Origin of the sequence: Acinetobacter pecorum, assembly GCF_014837015.1 — a bacterium.
In the GTDB taxonomy this organism is placed as follows: Bacteria; Pseudomonadota; Gammaproteobacteria; order Pseudomonadales; family Moraxellaceae; genus Acinetobacter; species Acinetobacter pecorum.
Genome location: NZ_JACSPT010000015.1, coordinates 1 through 20,500, shown reverse-complemented (window position 1 = coordinate 20,500; position 20,500 = coordinate 1). Strand labels below are relative to the sequence as shown.

The window sequence follows — 20,500 nt, the reverse complement described above, 5'->3', positions numbered from 1 at the left end:
TAAATTCACAATCTTTGCTGAGATTTTCTTATTTTCAAGAGAAATAGGCAACCAATTGGCTGCCTATTATGAAGTATTTATTAAATCTAGTTAGGACGTCCCATCACACCACGAATGGTATTCAGCACATCAGCAGGCAGTACCACAGTCTTGGCATTTGGCGATTTGGCCATATCTTGCATGGCTTTAATATACTGTTCACCGAGTAAATAGGCGACCGGAATTTCATTATCACCAATGGCGGAAGTCACCATGTCAATTGCACGTTGTGAAGATTCAGCCAGTACCACTTGCGCTTCAGCATCACGACGAGAGGCTTCCAGACGGCCGTCCGCTTCCAGAATCGCGGCCTGTTTTTCACCGTCAGCTTTGGTGACTGTCGCACGACGCTGACGTTCCGCAGCTGCCTGTTCTTCCATCGCAGTCTGCATGGTGATAGAAGGTTTAATATCCTGAATTTCCACAGTCTTTAGGGTAATACCCCAGTCCGAGATATCATCGGAAATACTGGATTTTAAGCGTGCCTTGATATGGTCACGTGAAGACAAGGCATCATCCAGATCCATTTCCCCGACAATCGAACGCAGTGAAGTCTGTACCAGGTTCTGAATCGCCCAAGAGTAGTTTTCAATCCCGTACACGGCTTTTTCCGGTGTGGTCAGGTTGATATAGGCCACAGCATTCATCAGCAGGACAGCGTTATCACGGGTAATCACTTCCTGTGAAGGAATATCCAGAACGATATCTTTGGTTGTGACTTTATAGGCAACTTCATCTACATAGGGAATGACAAAATTCAGGCCAGGATTTAGCGTGGTATGGTATTTCCCCAGACGCTGTACGATCCATTTGTAGCCTTGCGGCACAATCCGCACCCCTTTAAAAATGGTAATTGCCACAAAGGCCAGAAACGCGATAACAATGATAGAACCACCAGACATAGCTTATTCACCTTATTGATTTTGATAATGTGTGCTGTGAGGTTGTACGACCAGGTCGTTTCCAAGAATATCCACGACGCGAACACGGTCACCGACCTGAACTGGGTCCAGAGTTCGGCATTCCCATTCATCAGAGCCTAAAACTGGCATTGGAAAGCGTACCCGGATTTGCCCATGATCCAGATTGATCTGAATCACCATACCAATCTGGCCAATCGTTGCCTCACGCGACAGACCCGCTTTAGTCTTGTCAGTGGAAAGCGGTTTGATAAACTTGAACCAGAGCAGCGTACACAGTACAGAAAGTATGATCCAGGTCAAGATCTGGGTGGTCAGTCCCATCATCGGGAACATCCAGTACAGGACACCAACCATGACGGCACCAATCCCGAACCAAAGGGCAGCAAATGCGGGCAGCAGTAATTCTGACAGGATCAGAAGGATGCCTAATACAAACCAGTGCCAAGGTTCAAGAACTAATTCCATATCGTGACCTATATCGCTAAGTATTTAATTAATCATCATCTTTATATGATTGATCTTCAATGTAGCAGATGCGGCCGCAGATGAATATAAAAAAATCGTGCATCAAAATTTAGCCTGACGCGGCGGTTTAAGTGCTGCAGGAGACTGCTTGAAATCAGTAATTGCTTTTTCAATGGCACGAATTTTCAGCTGGGCTGCTTTTTCACCTTCCAGAATGGTCGCATTGCTGGCTTTCAGGTCTAAAGTACCGATATGGCCGACTTTGGGCTGGATCACCACATTGGCCTGACTCAGTTCCTCATGAATGCTTTGCTGTCCCATAATATTCAGGGTCTGATCCAGTACACCCCACATGTTCAGGGCTTTATTGCCATCTGGACGGGCAGAAATATCCACAGCAATCACAATATCAGCTCCCATATCTTTGGCGGTCTTGACCGGAATCGGACTGACCAGGCCGCCGTCGACATATTTGGTGCCGCCAATCACGGCAGGCACAAACACATTCGGAATACTGCAGGACGCGCGAACTGCCTGGCCGGCATTGCCTTTAATAAAATCTGCCTTGCGGCCATTGTCCAGACGAGTGGCAACAGCAGCAAAGCGAATCGGGAACTGCTCAATCGGTTTGTTCGCTACATTCTTGTTGACGAAATCCTGCAATTTTTGTCCGGCAATAATCCCTTGCCGGTTCAAGGTTAAATCGCGGATATCCGACTCTTTAAAATTTAGGGCAATCTGCTGTAACTGATAAGGGGATTTGCCGCTGGCATACAGACTGCCGACAAAACTGCCGGCACTGGTACCGGTGACGATTTTCGGTTTAATGCCATGTGATTCGAGTACTTTAATCACACCAATATGGGCAAAACCTTTGGCACCGCCACCACCGAGAGCAAGTGCGACGACGGGTTCGCGGGCTTTGATAGGCGTGGTAGTGGTGGGTGTTTTAGTGGCTTTGTCACAGGCTGCAAGACTTAAACCAAGACAGCCAATCAAGGCATAATGGGCTAACTTCATTATAAAACTGGTGATTAAATCAACAAAATTTAGGCTATCACATCAAAAAAAGCCGTATTTGCCTAGTCTTTTTTCAAAAGCTTTTGTAACGGCTTGGCTACCCACTCTGGATTTTTGGCCGAGAATTTTCCTTCATAATACTGATAAATCTTTTCCAGATCATATTCATAGTCACCGGTCAGATGGTATATACCCAAGATGTGAATGGTCTTGATGTCATAGTCAAAGGAAAACATCACAATCGGCAAATGCGCCGCTTTGGCAATATGATAAAAACCACTGCGGATTTTTTCAGGACCCTTGCGTGAGCCTTCTGGTGCCATACCGACCCAGATTTGAGGTGATTTTTCAATAATCTCGACAATCTGTCGGGTATGACCTTGTGGACTATCCCGCACGACTGGAACGACCCCAATCCATTCCAGAACCGGCTTGAGGGGAGTGCGAAATAGGCTATCTTTACCAAAAATCGTAATCTGAATACCGAGACCGAGCAGGGCGTTAAAACCGAGCCAGGCATCAATATTTGAAGTATGCGGAGAAATAATGGCCACAGCTTTGGGCAAATCGGGAAATTCTCCTTCCAGACGCCAGCCCTGAGCCAAGAAAAGTTGCCTGAAAAAAGTCCGGCTCAGTTTGCTGCCACGAGCCGGGACATGCGGCGGTAACCGGGGGAAACGTGTCTGGGTCATTACTTCTGTCTCTTCCTGAAACTAATTTTTCTTTATTTTTGATTATATTAGACTGTTGTAAAATCCGGATCATTGGCAAAATGTATGGCATCTTAAATGCCGTTAATGCATTTTCACCCTAAGGACTTGGCCTGCATATGCGGAATATCTATATCTTACTGTTTTCGCTGTATTGGGCACAGGGGCTTCCGGTCGGATTTATGACGCATGCCTTGCCGGTCATTCTGCGGGCTGAAGGGGTATCACTGGCGCATATCGGGGGCTTTGGCCTGCTGATGATACCGTGGTCGATCAAAATATTCTGGGCGCCTTTAGTTGATCGGCATGGATCGAGTGCCAAAGGTCATTACCGTAGCTGGATTATTCCCTTGCAATGGCTGTCAGTTACTGTCTTGATTGGACTTTCTTTTCTACCCATTCAGGCTTTGAACCAGCCGCTATATTTACTGCTGTTTTTTATCATGCTTTTGCTGATGAATGGTATTGGCGCCACGCAGGATATTGCGACCGATGCACTGGCAGTCAATATTCTGAAAAATGAGCAGCAACACTGGGGCAATACCTTTCAGGTGATTGGTTCGCGTCTGGGATTCATTGTCGGAGGTGGGGCCATATTATGGCTGCTCGATTTGCTGCAATGGCAAAGTACTTTTCTGTTGCTGGCTGCGCTGGTTTTTGTTAATACTTTACCGATTTTACTTTTTAGAGAACCTCAGCATTCAAAAATTATCACGCCAGCTGATAAAGGACCTGCACTCAGCAATATAAAAACCTATTTTCAATACTTTTGGTCAGATTTAACCTTGGCGAGGTGGCTTCTGGTTTTACTGACCTTTAAAATCGCCGATGGTTTATCCGGGCCTTTATTAAAACCGTTAATGGTAGATCTCGGGCTGAGCTTTAGCCAGATTGGCCTTTATGTCACCATGTTAGGTGCATTTGCGGCACTGATTGGGGCCGGATTGGCTGGCTGGTGTCTGAAATACTGGTCACGTAGCCGGAGTTTACTGATTTTCTCTGTTCTGAAAGTCATGACTTTAATGGCTTATGCCTGGCTGGCTGCCCAGTATGAAATCCAAAATAAAGTAGAAAACTGGATCATTTATCTGATTAATGCCGCCGAAGATATGATCTCTGCCATGCTCTTGGTGGTCATGCTGACCTTGGTCATGCAATACAGTCGCAAGCATCTGGCCGGTACTGATTTTACCTTTCAGGTGGCGCTGATGGCCACAGTGAGTGGTGGGTTATATAGTCTGAGTGGGATATTCGGGGATTATTGGGGGTATGCACAGTATTTAACATATATTGTATGGATCAGTGTGTTTTTATTATGGCCTATCGTATTTTGGGGTAGAACACAGCAAGACTCCTGATCATTGCAACGCATCAATTAAAGCCGTATTAAAAACAATCAAATTATTTTAAAAGTGTCGTTAATACATATTTTAGCTAAAAGTATGAGATAAAAATGATTTCAAACTGAGTCTAAAATTGTTAAATTTCTGATGTTTTTATACGGCTTATTATGTAGGTATAGTAAAAAATCATAAATCCAGTAAAATCATGTAACATGATAAGGATGGTTTTTAACTATGCATATTGTTCGTGAGTGATCTCGCGAGATAATAAAATAAGTCAATTTATAATTATAGATATTCCCCACGCTTTAGATTTTAGTGGGAATCAGTGAGCTTTCAAAGCCAATGAACGTTTGTTCAATATGGAGAATTTAATGAATCAAGTTTTAACACGAAAGTTTTTAGTTAAGGGATTAGCAGTCGCAGTAACAACCTTGATGATGGGGACGGTTGCACATGCTGAAACACAAGAGCAAAAAGAAATTAAGCAGCTGCGTCAAGAAGTTGAAGCACTAAAAGCATTAGTAACACAGCAGCAACAAGTTCAGCAAAATCAAGCCGTGCAGATTGAACAAGTTAAAGCAGCACCACAACCATCAGCAGCTGCACCGAAAGCACTAAGTACAAAATCAGATACTGAAGTGAAGCTATATGGTTTCGTTCGTGGTGATGCAAACTATATCATTGAAGGTTCAGCAGGAGACTTCTCTGACGTTGCTAAAACCAATGGTCAAACCAGAGACAAGTTAGTCGCAACCGCAAAAACAACACGATTGGGTTTAGATTTTAAAACCAGTGTTAACGGTGCAGAGGTTGGCGGTAAACTTGAAAGTGATTTTGCAGGTACTAACGATTCATTCCGTATACGTCAAGCATATTTAACCTATGAAAATTGGTTGATTGGTCAAACCCAATCTAACTTCTTGTCAAATCATGCACCGTTTATGATTGATTTCAGCACCAACGTCGGTGGTGGTACTACCCGTCTACCAATGGTTCGTTATGGTTTTGATTTGACACCAGCAACGCAATTGTTCTTGGCGGCAGAAAAACCAAACTCAAGTGCTGCACAGACTGAATTCAATGCCCAAGGCCAAAGAGTAAGTGTTGAACACATCAAATCAAGCGTACCAACATTGACTGCTAAATTGGCACACAACTTTGATGACAAAAAAGGTAATGCGTCTGCGCGTGCTTTAGTTGAAGTTTATAAAGATGAAGACACTAATAAGCGTAAAGCAGGTTGGGGTCTAGCAGCAGGTACAACCTATCAAGTAATTGATCCTTTAAAAGCGACGCTGGATGTCAGCTATACCAAAGGTGTAAACGGTATTTTGTATGGTACCAATGCCAATGCTGCATTCGTAGATGATGAAGGTAACCGTAATATTGAGCAAAATGAAATTTGGGCGGTACAAACGGGCTTAACGTACAGTATTTTACCTAACTTAAAAACCTCACTTGGTTATGGTGCATTGTTTGCTGATAAAGACTCAGACTATGCAGACCTCAATGAGGCTGCAAACAAAGAGGTACAACAAGCATGGTTAAACTTGGTGTATTCACCAGTTAAACCGCTTGAGTTTGGTGTTGAGTATGTCAACGGTGAGCGTAAAACCTTTAATAATGAAAAATTCAAAGATAACCGTATTGGTTTAATGAGTAAATATAGCTTCTAATTGATGATGTGAAGCTAAATATAAAAAATCCCACCACTTGGTGGGATTTTTTATATCAATACCTTGGGAGAAGGTTATTTTGAATAAAGCATAGGGATTTTTGTACAGGCTTAGAATACAAATTCTAATCGAGAGTTTTATTTTCCTATCAAAAAGCGGTGCTTCAGCATCAATTTTTTATGCTTAAAACAACAAAACTTAGCAATTTTAGGTCTAATCTACCCAGTTTCGGGCTGTTACCATGACTGAAAGCTTCAACATTTTGATTTGAACATTATGACGATCCAAGCCGTTTTATTTGACCTTGACAATACCTTGACCCACCGTGATCTGACTACACAGGCCTATAGCCGTTATCTGGCAGAATATTATGCTCCAGCATTGGCACAGGTCGATTCAGATAAAATTATCGAGATTGTAAGACGTATTGATAATGGCGGTTATCCTAAAAAGGAACTGCTGACGCATGGCAGTATTGGCGCTTCGGCTGCTTATGCCTTATTGCAGGAATTGTCTTGGTTAAATCCTCCGAGCATAGAGGAACTGGCCCAGTTCTGGTTTCGCCAGTTTGGTCGTTTCGCTGTAGAAATGCCACAAGCAATACAAGTATTAAAACAGCTGAAAGATCAGGGTTATCAGCTAGCCATTGTTTCCAATGGCGGACATGATACCCGTTTGAATACGATTCGGGGTTTGGGTATTGAAACTTATTTTGATGAAATTATCAGTTCAGGACTGGTAGGCTTTAACAAACCACAGCCGGAAATATTCCAGATCACCGCAGAACGTCTAGACGTGCAACCAGAACGATGCCTATATATTGGAGATCATCCGGTCAATGATGTACAGGGAGCAAAAAATGCCGGCATGAATGCCTTATGGATGCAGGGCTTTCATGCCGATGCCGAACATATTCAGCATAAAATTCAGCATCTGCCGGAAATTTTTGCCCATTTGCAGTTATTAAATCGCGCTTAAGTTACTCTTAAACAGTCAAGTGTTTCGGACCATTGCGTAGAGTCGCAGCGCGGGCATTGCTGGTCGGCACTCGAAAGAGTTTGTACCTGTCCACAGTAAATACAGGCATATAACTCATTGGCCTTGGCCTGTTTGACAATAGAACAGCTTTTAGGAAAAAGAGGAAGACCGGGCCTTACTTCATCATCGCTAAATAATAACACACTGAATTTACCGTCAGTTTCCAGTAAACCTGTACGAACCTGACCGAGATGCTCAACACCTTGCTGGCGCATTTCGGCAAAGAATTCATCATGCGACATTTTACCTTTTTTAATCTCTTCAACGACCAACAGTCCATCTTCTACAATATAAATGGGTTTACCTTCCAGTAAGTCTTCAAACCACTGATATTTCATCATGAGCCAGGTGGTCAGACGATACATGATAATAATGACCGACATCACCAGAACTGCCTGAATCAGGGGAATATCTTCGGTAAACATCGGGTCACCGGCAATCGAACCCAAGCTCAAAATGATAGCGACTTCAAAGATGGAAAGTTGCCGTACCCCGCGTTTTCCGGTCAGGCGCAGAAACAGGATAATCATGGTGTACATCAGGGCACAACGCAGCAAAATTTCTGCGGTAAACGCCCAGGTGGTGTCATGTATAAATATCGTGGCCCAGTCCATTTAGATTCTTGATCCTCATTTTGCTCTTTGGCTCGAGTCTAGCAATATCAGTATTTTATTTGCTGCTGTGATTGTGTAAGTTTATGAATAAAAATAGATTCTATTTAAAAAAGAAGCTTGAGCTTAATAATCCAGCTATTGAATATAATAAAAATAAGATAGATATTTCATGTAAAAAATGCATAAAAAATCAGCAAATCAACTTTGAAGAAGATCACATTCTTTTTTGGCTATTTTTAAATCTATAAAATTATTATCCATTTGAAATTTATCAATATAAATTCAGAATAACTTATTTTGAATATCTAAGAGTGTTTAGAAATTTGTAAGCAAATCACTTCATTTCTATAAAAATCTGTAGTTTGTAGCCTGAAAAAATAGAGTGATTACACTACTTTAATAAACTGTTTTTAAATTAGAAATTTGATTTTGATTTCCACCAAGGGACGTATTGTGAAAAAAATATTCACACTTTTAACGGTTATGGGTTTAAGTACAGCGGTCTGGGCAGATGCGGATTGGGATTATACTCAGCCTGAGCAATGGTCGACTTTGAGCCAGAAATATTCGGCCTGTAATGGTCTGAACCAGGCACCAATCAATATTGAGCGAACAGTGAAAGCAGAACTGGAACCGCTCAAGTTTAGCTATAACACCATGATCCATGCGATCGAAAATAAAGGTCATACTGTTCAGGTGGATTTTGCACAAGGTGGTGAATTGCAACTGGATGGCGATACCTTTGTGCTAAAACAGTTTCATTTGCATAGCCCGAGTGAAAACCTGATTAAAGGCAAAAGCTATCCACTAGAAATCCACTTTGTCCATGCCAATGCCAAAGATGAGCTGGCTGTCGTGGGGATGATGTTTGAACAGGGACAGGAAAGCCAGATGCTCAAACATATGTGGAACCGCTTACCGAAAAAGCAGGGCGAGAAAGTGATTTTGAAAACCCCACAAGCGGTGAATCAGATGTTGCCTAAGAATCTGGATTATTATCGCTTTAGCGGCTCGCTGACCACACCGCCGTGTTCGGAAGGCGTACGCTGGCTAATTCTGAAAGATATTCAGCAGGCTTCTGCCAAGCAGATTTCGGAATTTGCCAAATTGATGGGGCATCCGAACAACCGTCCGGTGCAGTCATTGAATGGCCGTGTAGTGCTGGAATAATCAATATGAGAGCGAAAAAGCAGATTTTGGTCTGCTTTTTTTAATTCTGATACAAATTTCGAAAGGGCATACTGAAAAGGACTTTGTGACGAAAGCTGAAAGATTTAATATGGATATTATTTCTTCTTTGACTTTCTCCTGCCATGCTCTTTGACTTGAAAACCATGATTCAGCCGTTCACAGCGCTTTCGCCACAGCAGAAGAAGCTGGATCATCTGATTGATAAAATCGAGCAACAGAAACAGGAATTACACCAATGGCAACAGGCTGAAGAAGATCTGCAGCAATATACCCATAAAACCTTCATGCCGGTCTATCATGAATTGCATGGTGTACTGTTCAAGCAGTTGGAACAGCTCTGGAAGCACCTGCAGGAAACCACATTTTCCAAGGCTGAACTGGTGGTGCTGGATGAAAAGATTCAATACCTTGCAAATTATCTAAAAGACTCTCAGGCAATGTCGGTGCAACAAGCTCATAAAGTGAATGAAATCTTCACTTACTATCAGCAACGTGCCGAACATGCCCAATTCAGAAAAAGCCAAAAGAAAATTAATGAACTGGAAACATTCTTTAAGAGTGAGAATCCCTCAGATTTTGCAGATGCAGAAGTATTTGAAGAATGGGAATCAGATCATTTTCAGCAGGCACGTGAGCAAGCCAGGTTAAAACGCCAGCAGGAAAAACAGGCACAGGTTACAGCGATGGCAGAGCAGTCATTGAAAACCGTATATTTAAAAATTGCTGCCATCATTCACCCTGACCGTGAAGTGAATGATGTCAAAAAAATCAAGAAAACTGAATTATTGCAACGTGCCAATGAGGCTTATGCAGAGCAGGATCTGTTTACGTTACTGAAAATGCAACTGCAGATTGAACAAGATCAGGAAGTTTCACAAAAAGGTTTAAGCGCAGAGCAACTCAAGTTTTATCAACTGGCTTTGGATGCACAGAGCCAGAAATTACAAGAGCAGATTGATGCCTTGATTCATAGATTGGTCTGGTCATCGAAAACCAGAATTGCGGTGAAAAAGGGGAAAGGGAAAGTTCAAATTGCTGATCTGTATAAGCAGATTGACGAAGATACTTCAGCCATCAAACAGCAGATTAAAGTAGAAAAAGAACGCCTGATGTATATCAAAAAGGTGAGTGGCTTGGAGATGTTTTTAAGGCATGGGATGCTTTAACTTAATTAGAATTGCCTCTCCCTTGCGCAGCAGTGCTGCTCATCACTTGCGCTTCGTTTTAAAGCAGTGCTTTAAAACTTGCTCAGGAGAGGGGAAATCCATTACAGAATAACTTTAAGCTAGAATTTCAATATTGGAATTAAATAACAATAATTAAAGTCACAATGAAAGTTTCTTCTCCCTTTGGGATGAGAAGCACTGCTTCGCAAGGGGGAGAGGGAAAATAACAATGAAAATAGATCCTCAATTATTAGAATTCGCCAAATCAATGCGCCACACCGCCACCGATGCAGAACACTTCATGTGGCAACTGCTACGTGCCAAGCGTTTTATGAATCTTAAATTCCGTCGTCAGCATGTGATCAAACCCTATATCGTAGATTTCTACTGTCATGAAATTGGTTTAGTGATTGAGCTGGATGGTAGTCAGCATGGAACAGATGAGACAAAAGAATATGATGCTGAACGCACCAAGTTTTTAGAGGCTTTGGGTTTAACCGTTGTGCGGTATTGGAATCATGATGTGTTGAGAAGGATGGATGTCGTGTTGGAGGATTTGTGGCAGAGATGTTTTGAATTAAAAAGCAAAATCACCTCTCCCTAACCCTCTCCTGAGAGGAGAGGGAACTCCATTCTGGATTTCACATAGGCATGAAATCAGGTGACGGCTCCCTCTCCCTATGGGAGAGGGCTGGGGTGAGGGTTTCAACTATGAAAAAATTATCTTTAAGTGATGGTCTAGCATTTTGAAAAATAATAGAAAAATGTATTATCACAAGGAGTTATGTTATTGGGATAATTAAATGGAAAATTTTTTCTTGGAATTACAAGAATTTAATCCTTTAGACATTTTAGAATTATTAGATAAAAGAAAATTAAATGATAGTTCAAAAAAAGGAGAAATTTGGGAAATCACAAATGAGATCAAACCAATTGATTTATTTTGCTATTTATCAGCAAAATATGGTGATCCCAATGGAATTTTAACAATATTAAAAAATGATCATTCAGATAATTTAATTCATTGGGATTGGATGTTAGATTCCCCTAAAGGACTAGTTCATATTCAAGGACATAATTTCAGAACAGAAATACATGTTAGTGGTGAAGTTATCGAGTCAGGACTAAATAAGTTCGATTTCATTAGCCAAATCAAAGCAGATTTTAAAAATTATGGACAAGGTATATCCATAACTAAAAAGTCATTGGAAAAATGGACTGAATTTATTAATCCGTATTATCGTATTAAGTCTACGATTGAACAAAGTTTTATAAAGTTAAATGAGCTGAATTTAAACTTAGAGCAAGATCGTATAGATTTAAAGATCACTCAAAATCAATTGGAGTTTGAGGAAGTTCAAGAAAGATGGACACAAACACTTCAAAAATAAGATTTTGCAGTTGGGCAAGTTTTCGGTTTAAGAGCTATGTTGCCTGTTATGGCAGAATCTTTTGTAAATTTCTTATTATTTATATTAGCTAAGCCTGAAATTAAATCAAATGACAGACTCTATCAAACTACTCTTAGACAGCCTATAGATATCAGAGTTCAATCATTGCATTTAAATTGTAATGGATTTTCATCTAATGTTGATTATACAACAGAGGAGTGTAAAAAGTTTCATACTTTGATGAATGAAAGAAATGATCTGCTTCATGGTAATGTAAATATCAATAAGCAGGCATTTGGAAATGTATATTTTGATAAACAAATGCCTATTTTTGATCAATATGAAGATTTTTGGGAAAAAAGTATAGGTGTATCTATTCGGACTATGAATATTCAATCAATTTATGGCGAATATGAAGTTGTGAAAAATTTTATAAATTATATTTTAAGTAAATTAAATGAGAAAATTAAAGAGCAAATAGAACATCTTTTAGAAACATCTAGATTAGGCTTTAATGAGGAAACCAAAAGGGTAGGTATTTTATTTCCACCTTATCTTGTTGATATGAGAGGATTTACCAAATAAAAAAAGGGCTGAATAATCAGCCCTTTATACACAAATTAGATCAAACTAACAACACATTAAAGCGCCGCAATCTGTTCCATATTCGCTTTAATCTTCGCTAACTGGTCAGCAAACTCAGCAAGCTTCACTTTCTCGCCTTCAACCACAGCAGCAGGAGCTTTTGCCACAAAACCTTCGTTAGAAAGTTTGGTCGCAATCTGGTCATGTTGCTTTTGAACCTTGTCCAAGTCTTTTTGTAGACGACCCAATTCCGCTTTAGGGTCAATTAAGCCCTTCATTGGAACGTATACCGATACGTGACCAACGACAGATGATGAAGACAATGGTGGTTGTTCGCCATCAGCCAAGAAGGTAATGCTTTCAACTTTCGCCAATGCTTTGAACAACGGTTCAATACGTGCAATCTGTGCTTTTTCAGCATCAGTGGTATTTTGTAGCAGAACAGGCAATAAGCGCGCATTCCCTAGCCCCATTTCACCACGGATGTTACGCACCGCACCAATCAAACCTTGCAGCCATTGCATATCTGCTTCAGCCTGATCATTAATCAATGCTTGCTCAGCAACAGGGTACGGCGCCAACATAATAGTTTCGCCAGTGATACCGAGTTTCGGCGCAAGTGTTTGCCAGATTTCTTCAGTCAAGTATGGCATTAACGGATGCGCAAGACGTAAAGATGCTTCCATCACCGAAAGAAGAACACGACGTACTTCAGCTTTACGCTCTTCAGATACATTTTCATCGTTTAGAACTGGTTTGGTTAACTCAACATACCAGTCACAGTATTCATTCCAGATGAACTCGTAAATCGCTTGAGCAGCCAGATCTAAACGGTAGGTTGCAAATGCGGTTTGCACCGCTTGTTCCGCTTTTTGCAGACGGCTTACGATCCATTGTTCAGGCAATTCCCAAAGGTCTTGACGTGCTTCTGAACCAATGGTTTGACCTTCGACATTCATCATCACGAAACGCGTTGCGTTCCAGATCTTGTTGGCAAAGTTACGGTAACCTTCAACACGCTTCATGTCGAACTTGATGTCACGACCGGTGTTGGCAAGTGCACAGAAGGTGAAACGAACTGCGTCAGTACCGTAAGACTGAATCCCTTCAGGGAATTCTTTACGGGTCGATTTTTCAATCTTCGCTGCCTGTTTCGGGTTCATGAGTCCTGTAGTACGTTTTTGTACTAATGTTTCAAGATCCACACCGTCAATCAGGTCTAATGGGTCAAGTACGTTACCCTTAGATTTAGACATCTTCTGACCTTCGCCATCACGTACCAGACCGTGAACATACACAGTCTTGAACGGAACTTGAGGCGTACCATCTTCATTTTTCATGAAGTGCATGGTCAGCATGATCATGCGGGCAACCCAGAAGAAGATGATGTCAAAACCTGTCACCAGTACATCTGTCGGGTGGAAGGTATTCAAGAAGTAGTTGGCTTTGTCTTTTGCTTCGTCGCCAGTCCAGCCTAAAGTCGAGAATGTCCAGAGACCTGAAGAGAACCATGTGTCCAGTACATCTTCATCCTGATTCAACTCAATATCGGCAGGAATATTGTTTTTCGCACGAACTTCTTCCTCGTTACGACCTACATAAACGTTGCCTTCCGCATCGTACCAGGCCGGAATGCGGTGACCCCACCACAATTGACGCGAGATACACCAGTCCTGGATATTATTCATCCACGCCATGTACATGTTGCTGTACTGCTCAGGCACGAACTTGATACGGCCATCTTGAACCGCTTCAATCGCAGGTTTCGCAAGCGGGGCAATTTTTACATACCATTGGTCAGTCAGTAATGGCTCAACAATCACGCCTGAACGGTCACCGCGAGGTGGCTTTAATGTATAAGGTTGGATCTGGTCTAACCAGCCTTCAGCTTCAGCCTGTTCAACGATCTTCTTACGTGCTTCAAAGCGTTCTAAACCAATGTAATCTGCAGGCGCAGGAATGGTTTTAGAAATCTGCTCACCCGCTTTCGCAATATATTCAAACTCAGCCAGTACTTCAGCATTTTTGTTGAAGATATTGATCAGTGGCAGGCTACAGCGTTTACCCACTTCATAGTCATTAAAGTCGTGTGCAGGCGTGATTTTTACACAACCGGTACCGAATTCTTTGTCGACGTATTCATCTTTAACGATTGGAACCGCACGACCAGTAATTGGCAGGATGATGTTTTTACCCACCAGATCCGTATAACGCTCATCATCAAGCGCAACAGCAACAGCGGTATCGCCTAACAATGTTTCAGGACGTGTTGTCGCCACAACGATATAATCTTTACCATCGTGTGTACGCACTGACTTGTCTTCAAAGAAATATTTGAAGTGCCATAACGAACTTTGTTCTTCTTTATCTGACTCTACTTCCAGATCAGAAAGCGCAGTTTGCAGTTTAGGATCCCAGTTCACCAGACGCTTGCCGCGGTAGATCAGGCCTTCTTCATGCAGTTTGACAAATACTTCTTTTACCGCATTTGACAAGCCGTCATCCATCGTGAAGCGTTCACGTGACCAGTCTACAGAAGAACCTAGGCGACGGATTTGACGGGTAATGTTACCGCCAGACTGTTCCTTCCATTCCCAGACTTTTTCGATGAATTTTTCACGACCCAAGTCATGACGGCTGATACCTTCAGCACCCAACTGACGCTCAACCACCATTTGCGTTGCGATACCGGCATGGTCCGTACCTGGCTGCCAAAGCGTATTTTTACCAGACATACGGTTATAACGGGTCAACGCATCCATGATGGCATTGTTGAAACCATGACCCATGTGCAGGCTGCCAGTGACGTTTGGCGGCGGAATCATGATACAGAATGATTCGCCTTTTTGAGACGGCTTGAAGTAACCGCGCTCTTCCCAGGTTTGGTACCATTTTTTCTCGATCTCGGTCGGATCGTAGGTTGTCGCGATATTTTGCGCTGAGTCAGTCATAGTCTAAACAGATCAAAAGTGAATGAAAAATTGCATCTATTGTAGCAAAAAAAATAGTACATGCGGCAGCTTAACCAAACGCAAACTTTAGCCAATTGGCATGTATAACAACTCAACGTATGATAGAACCATAAAAAACGCGACTCATCGCAGCATATCAAAAAAAGGATAATAAGATGAGCTATAACATTTCCCTCAAGCTTCGGCCCGAAACCCATCAGCGCTTTAAAGAGATCCATTCCAGATTAAATGCCGGCGAGCAAAACAGTCTCGCCAGACCCTTAGGTGAAAATCTGGCCGATATGGCCTGTGAAATTATTGACCAGATTTTTGGTGAGATTGTGCAACTTGCCAATTCGCCGAACAGTGAGTCTGAAAAAGTGATTCAGCAGATCATTCATACTACCCGTAAATATATGCCCTGGTCGGTCTCCTTATTTGACAATGAACGGCTCATGCCGATGGTGAATTACCTGCATCAAATGACGTATGAGCAGGCCGGTGATGCTTTTGTCCGTTATCCGGTGGAAAAGATGCTGGTGATGGAGCTGCTCGGCTGTATGGACCAGATGAAAAATGGTAATCACCAGTATGTAACACCGGCCTTAAAAGCCTTTACCCAGGTCATTGATCAGGGCGTGACACATTTGATCCGTCAACCGAAAAAAATGTTGAAATTTAATGTGGTCGTCGATAAAACCTTGAATGGGGTGATTCATTTAACCACCCAGTTAGGCTATAAACGTTTTGATAAACTCAGTCACATCTATGATGCTGATACCATGAGTTATTATTTTGAACATTTACTGGCATTTCTGGAAGACGAAATGCCTCAGCGCATCCATTAAAACAAGGGAAACAGGATTTCATGGCGAAAGTTGAAGACTTAAAGGGAAAAGTGGTCTGGATTACCGGAGCATCTTCAGGAATTGGCAAGGCGATTGCACAACAATGTGCTGCACTGGGCGCACAGGTGGTATTGACTGCACGCCGGCATGAAGAGCTGGAAAAGGTACGTCAGCTTTTAAACAATCCTGAACAGCATATTTCTATCACGGCTGATATCACGGATGAAAGCCAGGTTCGTCATGCCTATGATCAGGTTTTGCAGCAAAAAGGCCGGATTGACTGGCTGATTAACAATGCCGGACTCAGCCAGCGTGCCCTGATTCAGGACACCACCATGCAGACTGAACGTGCCATTATGGAAGTGGATTATTTCTCACAGGTATTTTTGACTAAAACCGTACTGCCCACTTTTCTGGAACAAAAATCCGGACGTATTATCTTTATTTCCAGTGTGGCAGGTTTGCTCGGTACCCAGTATCGTGCGTCCTATTCGGCGGCAAAAGCTGCAATTCACATGTGGGCCAACAGCCTGCGTGCGGAAGTTGCTGCGCAGGGCGTGCAGGTTTCGGTGGTTTTCCCGGGCTTTGTCAAAACCAATGTATCCCTGAACGCCTTAAACGGTGAAGGAAAACCGCAAGGACATCCGGATGAAGCGATTGAAAATGGGCTGTCCGCGGAAGATTTTGCGGCTCAGACTGTACAGGCTTTGCAGAACGGCGAAGAATATATCGTGATTGGCGGCAAGAAAGAAAAACTGGGGGTACTGGTTTCACGTATTTCACCAAAAGTTCTGTACAAGATGATCCGTAAAACCAAAGTAAAATAAATCATCCAGAGTAAAAAAGGGCAGGAGCGCCCTTTTTTATGTCTCTTAAAATATCAATAAAAACAACAATACTTAAAAATGCAATTTATTTCTGGAGGATTGCCCGTACGGGGAATGCAGCCGCTAACATGGATATGCAGAAAATTACCTTTTCACTCTGGTACTTAAGCTAAAAGACGGTATGTTAATTAAAAATAACAGCCAACTGGAATAAGCTCATTCGATGAAAACACCGGTGCCAGACTATCTCAAGCATGTTTTAACTTCCTGCCGTGACAATGATAAAGGTGCCCTGGCAGATTATATTCCTGAGCTGGCAGCAGTAGACCCGGATAAGTTTGCTTTGGCACTCTCTACCGTAGATGGCACGATCTATTCAACCGGTGATGACGAAGTTGAGTTTACCATGCAGTCCATGTCCAAGCCCTTTGCCTATGCTCTGGCTTTGCAGAAAGTCGGCTTGACCAAGGTCATGGAAAAAGTAGGCGTGGAGCCTTCGGGCGAGGCCTTTAACCAGATTTCGCTGGAGAAGGATTCCAATATTCCGAAAAATCCGATGATCAATTCGGGTGCAATTACCACCCATTCCCTGATTCCCTATAAACGAACAGTATCCCGTGCGGAACAGTTACGCCGCTTTTTAAGTGGGCTGGCGGGGCGTGAGCTGAGTTTTGATACCGAAGTATATACCTCTGAACTGAAAACAGCATTTCGTAACAGATCCCTGGGTTATATGCTACGTACAGTGGGGGTACTGGAAGAAGATCCAGAAGCGATTGTAAATGGTTATATCAAACAGTGTTCAATTAAGGTGACAGTCAAAGACCTGGCTATGATTACCGCGGTACTTGCCAATGGCGGGATTCAGCCACAAACTGGTAAAAAATTGCTGGACCGTTCTGTGGTGCGGCAAGTCCTGAGTGTGATGCTTACTTGCGGGATGTATGATGCTGCCGGTGACTGGCTAACCACGGTGGGTATTCCGGCTAAAAGTGGGGTCGCAGGCGGTATTATCGGCGTGTTACCGGGACAGGTGGGGATAGCTGTATTTTCTCCACGCATTGATGAGCATGGACATAGTGCGCGCGGCGTCGAAATTTTTGAACGTATGTCCCGGGAAATGGGACTGCATTTGATGGAAGGAACGCCCTCGGCACAAACCATTTTGCAAAGCCGTTATCTCACCGGTAAGAGGGATCATGTGGTGGTGTACGAGCTGCGTGGCGTATTACAGTTTACCGAATCGGAAATGCTGCTACGTATATTGCAAGATGAACCGGAAGGCAAAAAACGGATTGTATTGGATCTGACCAATTTGACCTTAATTCATAATGTCGGTGCCCGGATGTTATTTGAAGGCGTGGCCCGTTTGAAGAAGGATGGCCATCCAGTGGTGGTGGTTGACTCTGAAGGGATTTTGAGTGAAGCACAGATGAAGGGCAATAAAAGGGTGGTGGTCAAAGAAAAACTGGATAAGTATCTAGAAAAGTTTCAATAAATATTTTTCTATCATCTTGATTGAAAGCAAGGTTTATCATCCTCGCCAGGAAATTTAAAAGCCCCGAGAATTCGAGGCTTTTTATTGGGTGTTATTTACTTAATATGCTCTGCAATATCGCTAAAGATGACACCTAAGCCGTGTGCGCCGGCATCCGGATAGCCCAAGCTACGGTCACCGACAGTTCCGGCACGTCCCATACGTGCCACGATATCTTTGGTTGATTCCGCACCTTTTACCGCAGCCGCTGCACCCAACACAAAGTTTTCTTTAAATGTTTTGTCGGTATTGGCAGACCATGAATCTGCACAAGGAACCAAAGCATCAATCAGGGTTTTATCACCCACCACAGCGCCACGACCAAATGAACGCTCACCAGTAGTTTGAATACCTTTCACTGCTGCTTGCAGCATCTCGGCAAAATCTGCCACAGTTAATGTGGTTTTGCCTTGAATGGCTTTACTCGCTGCACGAAACGCTGAACCCCAGATTGGACCCGATGCACCACCACAATGCTCCATGATAATCATTGAACTGTTCAGCAAAAATTCATCCATATGCTGCGCTTGGATCAGGCTTTGCCATTCGCGTTTCAGTTGTTTAAAACCTTTAGCCACACTCATGCCAAAATCACCATCGCCTGCATGGGCATCCAGCTCGCAGAATGGCACTTCATTTTTGATAATGCAGGCAGCCATCACATCGACCACATAACGCATATTTTCTATCGTGAACTGTTCATTTTGAATTTCAGCATGTTCAGGCTGAGTTTCGATTTCCGTATTTATGACATCTTCTGCTGCGGCATTTTTTGTTGCGAAAATTAAAGGCTGTGCTGCTGAGCCATCCATTTTAAGAGCAGGCGTGTTGGCTTCTGCATCTAAGTAGCTTTTTAGCTCATCATCAACTGCCAGAAGAGACACCGAAGCACCGTTCATGTCGATACTGGTCATGTAGTTGCCGACAAAAGTACGGTAAATCTTGATGCCTTTACGGGCCAAATGTTCGCACACATCGTTATTAAACACATACAGTTCTTGCATTGGTGTTGAACCAAAGCCGTTGACTAGAACAGCAACTTCAGTCAGATCAGGACGATCGAGGAACAGGTCGTCAATAATACGTTGTGCCAGTTCTTTGGATGGCAGAATTTTTTCACGGCGGATACCCGGTTCACCGTGGATGCCGACGCCGTATTCCATTTCATTATCGGCTAGGGTAAAGGTCGGTGTACCTTTGGCAGGAACGGTACATGAGCTATAGGCGAAACCAAGACTAATCACTTTATCCGCTGCTTTTTGAGCTACAGCTTTGACTTCCGCAAGCTCTAAACCTTTTGACGCTGCTGCACCTGCAATTTTGTGCACGAAAATGGTACCAGCAACACCACGACGACCCACAGTATAGAGGCTGTCTTTGACTGCAATATCATCCGCCACTTTGACGTAATCCACTTTAATACCATCTTCCGCAGCCAATGCTGCACCATTCTGGAAATTCATCATATCGCCAGAATAGTTTTTGATGATCATGAGCACGCCTTTGTCAGTTGCGACATGCTGTAAGGCTTTATAGACCTGAATTTGAGAAGGCGATGCGAATACGTCACCACATACGGCAGCATCTAACATGCCTGTACCGACAAAGCCGGCGTGTGCAGGCTCATGGCCACTGCCGCCGCCACTGATCAGTGCCACGTTATTGTGTTTTTGTTTACGTGAAATGATTTTATGGGATTCGGTAAATTGTAGTTCAGGGTGCGCAAGTACAAAGCCTTTGCACATTTCGACAACCAGGTTTTCAGGGTTGTTGATGAGTTTTTTCATGGAGGAAGGCCTTCACGTATTCTGGGAGATGTCTAAAGTCTTATTATTATGGAAATGTTTAAAATTTGCTGACTTAAAAATGTAAAAACAGATGATTTTGGGGTGAGCGGTTAGAAAAGGGGCAGTTTCAGATTTTTTATTGGTTGTTAAATTTTACCTCTTCCTAGCCCTCACTTGCGCTTCGTTTTAAAGCGATGCTTTAAAACTTGCTCAGGAGAGGGAACTCCCATTATTGAATGTATGTTGATATTTAATTAGCACTGAAAGCTCCCTCTCCCATTGCGAGAGGGTTGGGGTGAGGGTAATGAATTGATCCTAGACAGTATTGTGGACAGTCGGTCCCTCTAAACTCTTAAAATGTTTCTGTTCAAAGGTTTCTGGGCTTA

Annotated in this window: 18 protein-coding genes; 11 read left to right on the top strand and 7 right to left on the bottom strand. The window is 42.8% G+C overall.

Translation table 11 applies throughout. The features are described from left to right. Positions 1–86 precede the first annotated feature (86 nt). From H9629_RS11365 to H9629_RS11350, 4 genes are all read right to left on the bottom strand, one after another. Complete coding sequence (locus H9629_RS11365; RefSeq protein WP_004279377.1) at positions 87–941, bottom strand: SPFH domain-containing protein; 855 nt, start codon at positions 939–941, stop codon at positions 87–89. A 12-nt stretch (positions 942–953) separates the two neighbouring features. Next, the gene (locus tag H9629_RS11360; RefSeq protein WP_064095698.1) at positions 954–1,427 is read right to left on the bottom strand and encodes an NfeD family protein; all 474 of its coding nucleotides are present in this window, start codon (positions 1,425–1,427) and stop codon (positions 954–956) included. Between the two features lie 102 nt (positions 1,428–1,529). Beyond that, complete coding sequence (locus H9629_RS15630; RefSeq protein WP_064101582.1) at positions 1,530–2,447, bottom strand: patatin-like phospholipase family protein; 918 nt, start codon at positions 2,445–2,447, stop codon at positions 1,530–1,532. Positions 2,448–2,509: 62 nt separating this feature from the next. Further along, a complete protein-coding gene (locus tag H9629_RS11350; protein WP_064095696.1) occupies positions 2,510–3,139 on the bottom strand; it encodes a 1-acyl-sn-glycerol-3-phosphate acyltransferase in 630 nt (209 codons plus the stop codon). 137 nt (positions 3,140–3,276) lie between these two features. Between H9629_RS11350 and H9629_RS11345 the strand changes: the two genes are divergently transcribed. The 3 genes from H9629_RS11345 (at position 3,277) to H9629_RS11335 (ending at position 7,157) form a co-directional block, all read left to right on the top strand. Continuing rightward, on the top strand, positions 3,277–4,515 hold the full coding sequence (locus H9629_RS11345) for an MFS transporter (protein ID WP_064095695.1): 1,239 nt from the start codon (positions 3,277–3,279) through the stop codon (positions 4,513–4,515). Positions 4,516–4,874: 359 nt separating this feature from the next. After that, a complete protein-coding gene (locus H9629_RS11340) occupies positions 4,875–6,179 on the top strand; it encodes a DcaP family trimeric outer membrane transporter (RefSeq protein WP_064095694.1) in 1,305 nt (434 codons plus the stop codon). Positions 6,180–6,455: 276 nt separating this feature from the next. Then, positions 6,456–7,157 (top strand): HAD family hydrolase, encoded by a 702-nt coding sequence (locus H9629_RS11335; protein WP_064101581.1) that lies wholly within the window; start codon positions 6,456–6,458, stop codon positions 7,155–7,157. Here H9629_RS11335 and H9629_RS11330 read toward each other — a convergent pair. Beyond that, on the bottom strand, positions 7,154–7,831 hold the full coding sequence (locus H9629_RS11330; RefSeq protein WP_064101580.1) for a DUF421 domain-containing protein: 678 nt from the start codon (positions 7,829–7,831) through the stop codon (positions 7,154–7,156). The genes H9629_RS11335 and H9629_RS11330 overlap by 4 nt on opposite strands. Positions 7,832–8,314: 483 nt before the next feature. On the opposite strand from H9629_RS11330, the gene H9629_RS11325 reads away from it, so the two are divergent. From H9629_RS11325 to H9629_RS15375, 5 genes are all read left to right on the top strand, one after another. Next, positions 8,315–9,001: a carbonic anhydrase gene (locus tag H9629_RS11325; protein ID WP_064101579.1), complete on the top strand. Its 687-nt coding sequence runs from the start codon at positions 8,315–8,317 to the stop codon at positions 8,999–9,001. A gap of 143 nt (positions 9,002–9,144) precedes the next feature. After that, positions 9,145–10,188 carry a coiled-coil domain-containing protein gene (locus H9629_RS11320; protein ID WP_064101578.1) on the top strand — a complete coding sequence of 348 codons (1,044 nt, stop codon included), beginning with the start codon at positions 9,145–9,147 and terminating at the stop codon, positions 10,186–10,188. Positions 10,189–10,417: 229 nt separating this feature from the next. Next, complete coding sequence (locus H9629_RS11315; RefSeq protein WP_064095689.1) at positions 10,418–10,792, top strand: endonuclease domain-containing protein; 375 nt, start codon at positions 10,418–10,420, stop codon at positions 10,790–10,792. Positions 10,793–10,991: 199 nt separating this feature from the next. After that, positions 10,992–11,579, top strand: coding sequence for a hypothetical protein (locus tag H9629_RS15380; protein WP_225215795.1), 588 nt, complete (start codon positions 10,992–10,994; stop codon positions 11,577–11,579). Positions 11,580–11,615: 36 nt separating this feature from the next. Further along, the gene (locus tag H9629_RS15375) at positions 11,616–12,164 is read left to right on the top strand and encodes a hypothetical protein (RefSeq protein ID WP_225215794.1); all 549 of its coding nucleotides are present in this window, start codon (positions 11,616–11,618) and stop codon (positions 12,162–12,164) included. A 56-nt stretch (positions 12,165–12,220) separates the two neighbouring features. Here the strand turns inward: H9629_RS15375 and H9629_RS11305 are convergent, their stop codons facing one another. After that, positions 12,221–15,115 carry a valine--tRNA ligase gene (locus H9629_RS11305; RefSeq protein ID WP_064101577.1) on the bottom strand — a complete coding sequence of 965 codons (2,895 nt, stop codon included), beginning with the start codon at positions 15,113–15,115 and terminating at the stop codon, positions 12,221–12,223. Positions 15,116–15,291: 176 nt separating this feature from the next. Here H9629_RS11305 and H9629_RS11300 point away from each other — a divergent pair, with 176 nt between their 5' ends. From H9629_RS11300 to H9629_RS11290, 3 genes are all read left to right on the top strand, one after another. Continuing rightward, positions 15,292–15,963 (top strand): hypothetical protein, encoded by a 672-nt coding sequence (locus H9629_RS11300; RefSeq protein ID WP_191113037.1) that lies wholly within the window; start codon positions 15,292–15,294, stop codon positions 15,961–15,963. A 20-nt stretch (positions 15,964–15,983) separates the two neighbouring features. Then, positions 15,984–16,790 (top strand): SDR family oxidoreductase, encoded by an 807-nt coding sequence (locus tag H9629_RS11295; protein ID WP_064095686.1) that lies wholly within the window; start codon positions 15,984–15,986, stop codon positions 16,788–16,790. 223 nt (positions 16,791–17,013) lie between these two features. After that, a complete protein-coding gene (locus tag H9629_RS11290; protein WP_064101575.1) occupies positions 17,014–18,288 on the top strand; it encodes a glutaminase in 1,275 nt (424 codons plus the stop codon). A gap of 95 nt (positions 18,289–18,383) precedes the next feature. On the opposite strand, the gene dhaK is transcribed toward H9629_RS11290, so the two are convergent. After that, positions 18,384–20,114 carry a dihydroxyacetone kinase subunit DhaK gene (gene dhaK / locus H9629_RS11285; RefSeq protein ID WP_191731103.1) on the bottom strand — a complete coding sequence of 577 codons (1,731 nt, stop codon included), beginning with the start codon at positions 20,112–20,114 and terminating at the stop codon, positions 18,384–18,386. Between the last annotated feature and the right edge of the window lie 386 nt (positions 20,115–20,500).

What these genes read in the sequence shown, in the direction of transcription:
- H9629_RS11365 (WP_004279377.1), bottom strand. Translation starts at nt 941, where the DNA reads ATGTCTGGTGGTTCTATCATTGTTATCGCGTTTCTGGCCTTTGTGGCA.
- H9629_RS11360 (WP_064095698.1), bottom strand. Translation starts at nt 1,427, where the DNA reads ATGGAATTAGTTCTTGAACCTTGGCACTGGTTTGTATTAGGCATCCTT.
- H9629_RS15630 (WP_064101582.1), bottom strand. Translation starts at nt 2,447, where the DNA reads ATGAAGTTAGCCCATTATGCCTTGATTGGCTGTCTTGGTTTAAGTCTT.
- H9629_RS11350 (WP_064095696.1), bottom strand. Translation starts at nt 3,139, where the DNA reads ATGACCCAGACACGTTTCCCCCGGTTACCGCCGCATGTCCCGGCTCGT.
- H9629_RS11345 (WP_064095695.1), top strand. Translation starts at nt 3,277, where the DNA reads ATGCGGAATATCTATATCTTACTGTTTTCGCTGTATTGGGCACAGGGG.
- H9629_RS11340 (WP_064095694.1), top strand. Translation starts at nt 4,875, where the DNA reads ATGAATCAAGTTTTAACACGAAAGTTTTTAGTTAAGGGATTAGCAGTC.
- H9629_RS11335 (WP_064101581.1), top strand. Translation starts at nt 6,456, where the DNA reads ATGACGATCCAAGCCGTTTTATTTGACCTTGACAATACCTTGACCCAC.
- H9629_RS11330 (WP_064101580.1), bottom strand. Translation starts at nt 7,831, where the DNA reads ATGGACTGGGCCACGATATTTATACATGACACCACCTGGGCGTTTACC.
- H9629_RS11325 (WP_064101579.1), top strand. Translation starts at nt 8,315, where the DNA reads ATGGGTTTAAGTACAGCGGTCTGGGCAGATGCGGATTGGGATTATACT.
- H9629_RS11320 (WP_064101578.1), top strand. Translation starts at nt 9,145, where the DNA reads ATGCTCTTTGACTTGAAAACCATGATTCAGCCGTTCACAGCGCTTTCG.
- H9629_RS11315 (WP_064095689.1), top strand. Translation starts at nt 10,418, where the DNA reads ATGAAAATAGATCCTCAATTATTAGAATTCGCCAAATCAATGCGCCAC.
- H9629_RS15380 (WP_225215795.1), top strand. Translation starts at nt 10,992, where the DNA reads ATGGAAAATTTTTTCTTGGAATTACAAGAATTTAATCCTTTAGACATT.
- H9629_RS15375 (WP_225215794.1), top strand. Translation starts at nt 11,616, where the DNA reads ATGTTGCCTGTTATGGCAGAATCTTTTGTAAATTTCTTATTATTTATA.
- H9629_RS11305 (WP_064101577.1), bottom strand. Translation starts at nt 15,115, where the DNA reads ATGACTGACTCAGCGCAAAATATCGCGACAACCTACGATCCGACCGAG.
- H9629_RS11300 (WP_191113037.1), top strand. Translation starts at nt 15,292, where the DNA reads ATGAGCTATAACATTTCCCTCAAGCTTCGGCCCGAAACCCATCAGCGC.
- H9629_RS11295 (WP_064095686.1), top strand. Translation starts at nt 15,984, where the DNA reads ATGGCGAAAGTTGAAGACTTAAAGGGAAAAGTGGTCTGGATTACCGGA.
- H9629_RS11290 (WP_064101575.1), top strand. Translation starts at nt 17,014, where the DNA reads ATGAAAACACCGGTGCCAGACTATCTCAAGCATGTTTTAACTTCCTGC.
- dhaK (WP_191731103.1), bottom strand. Translation starts at nt 20,114, where the DNA reads ATGAAAAAACTCATCAACAACCCTGAAAACCTGGTTGTCGAAATGTGC.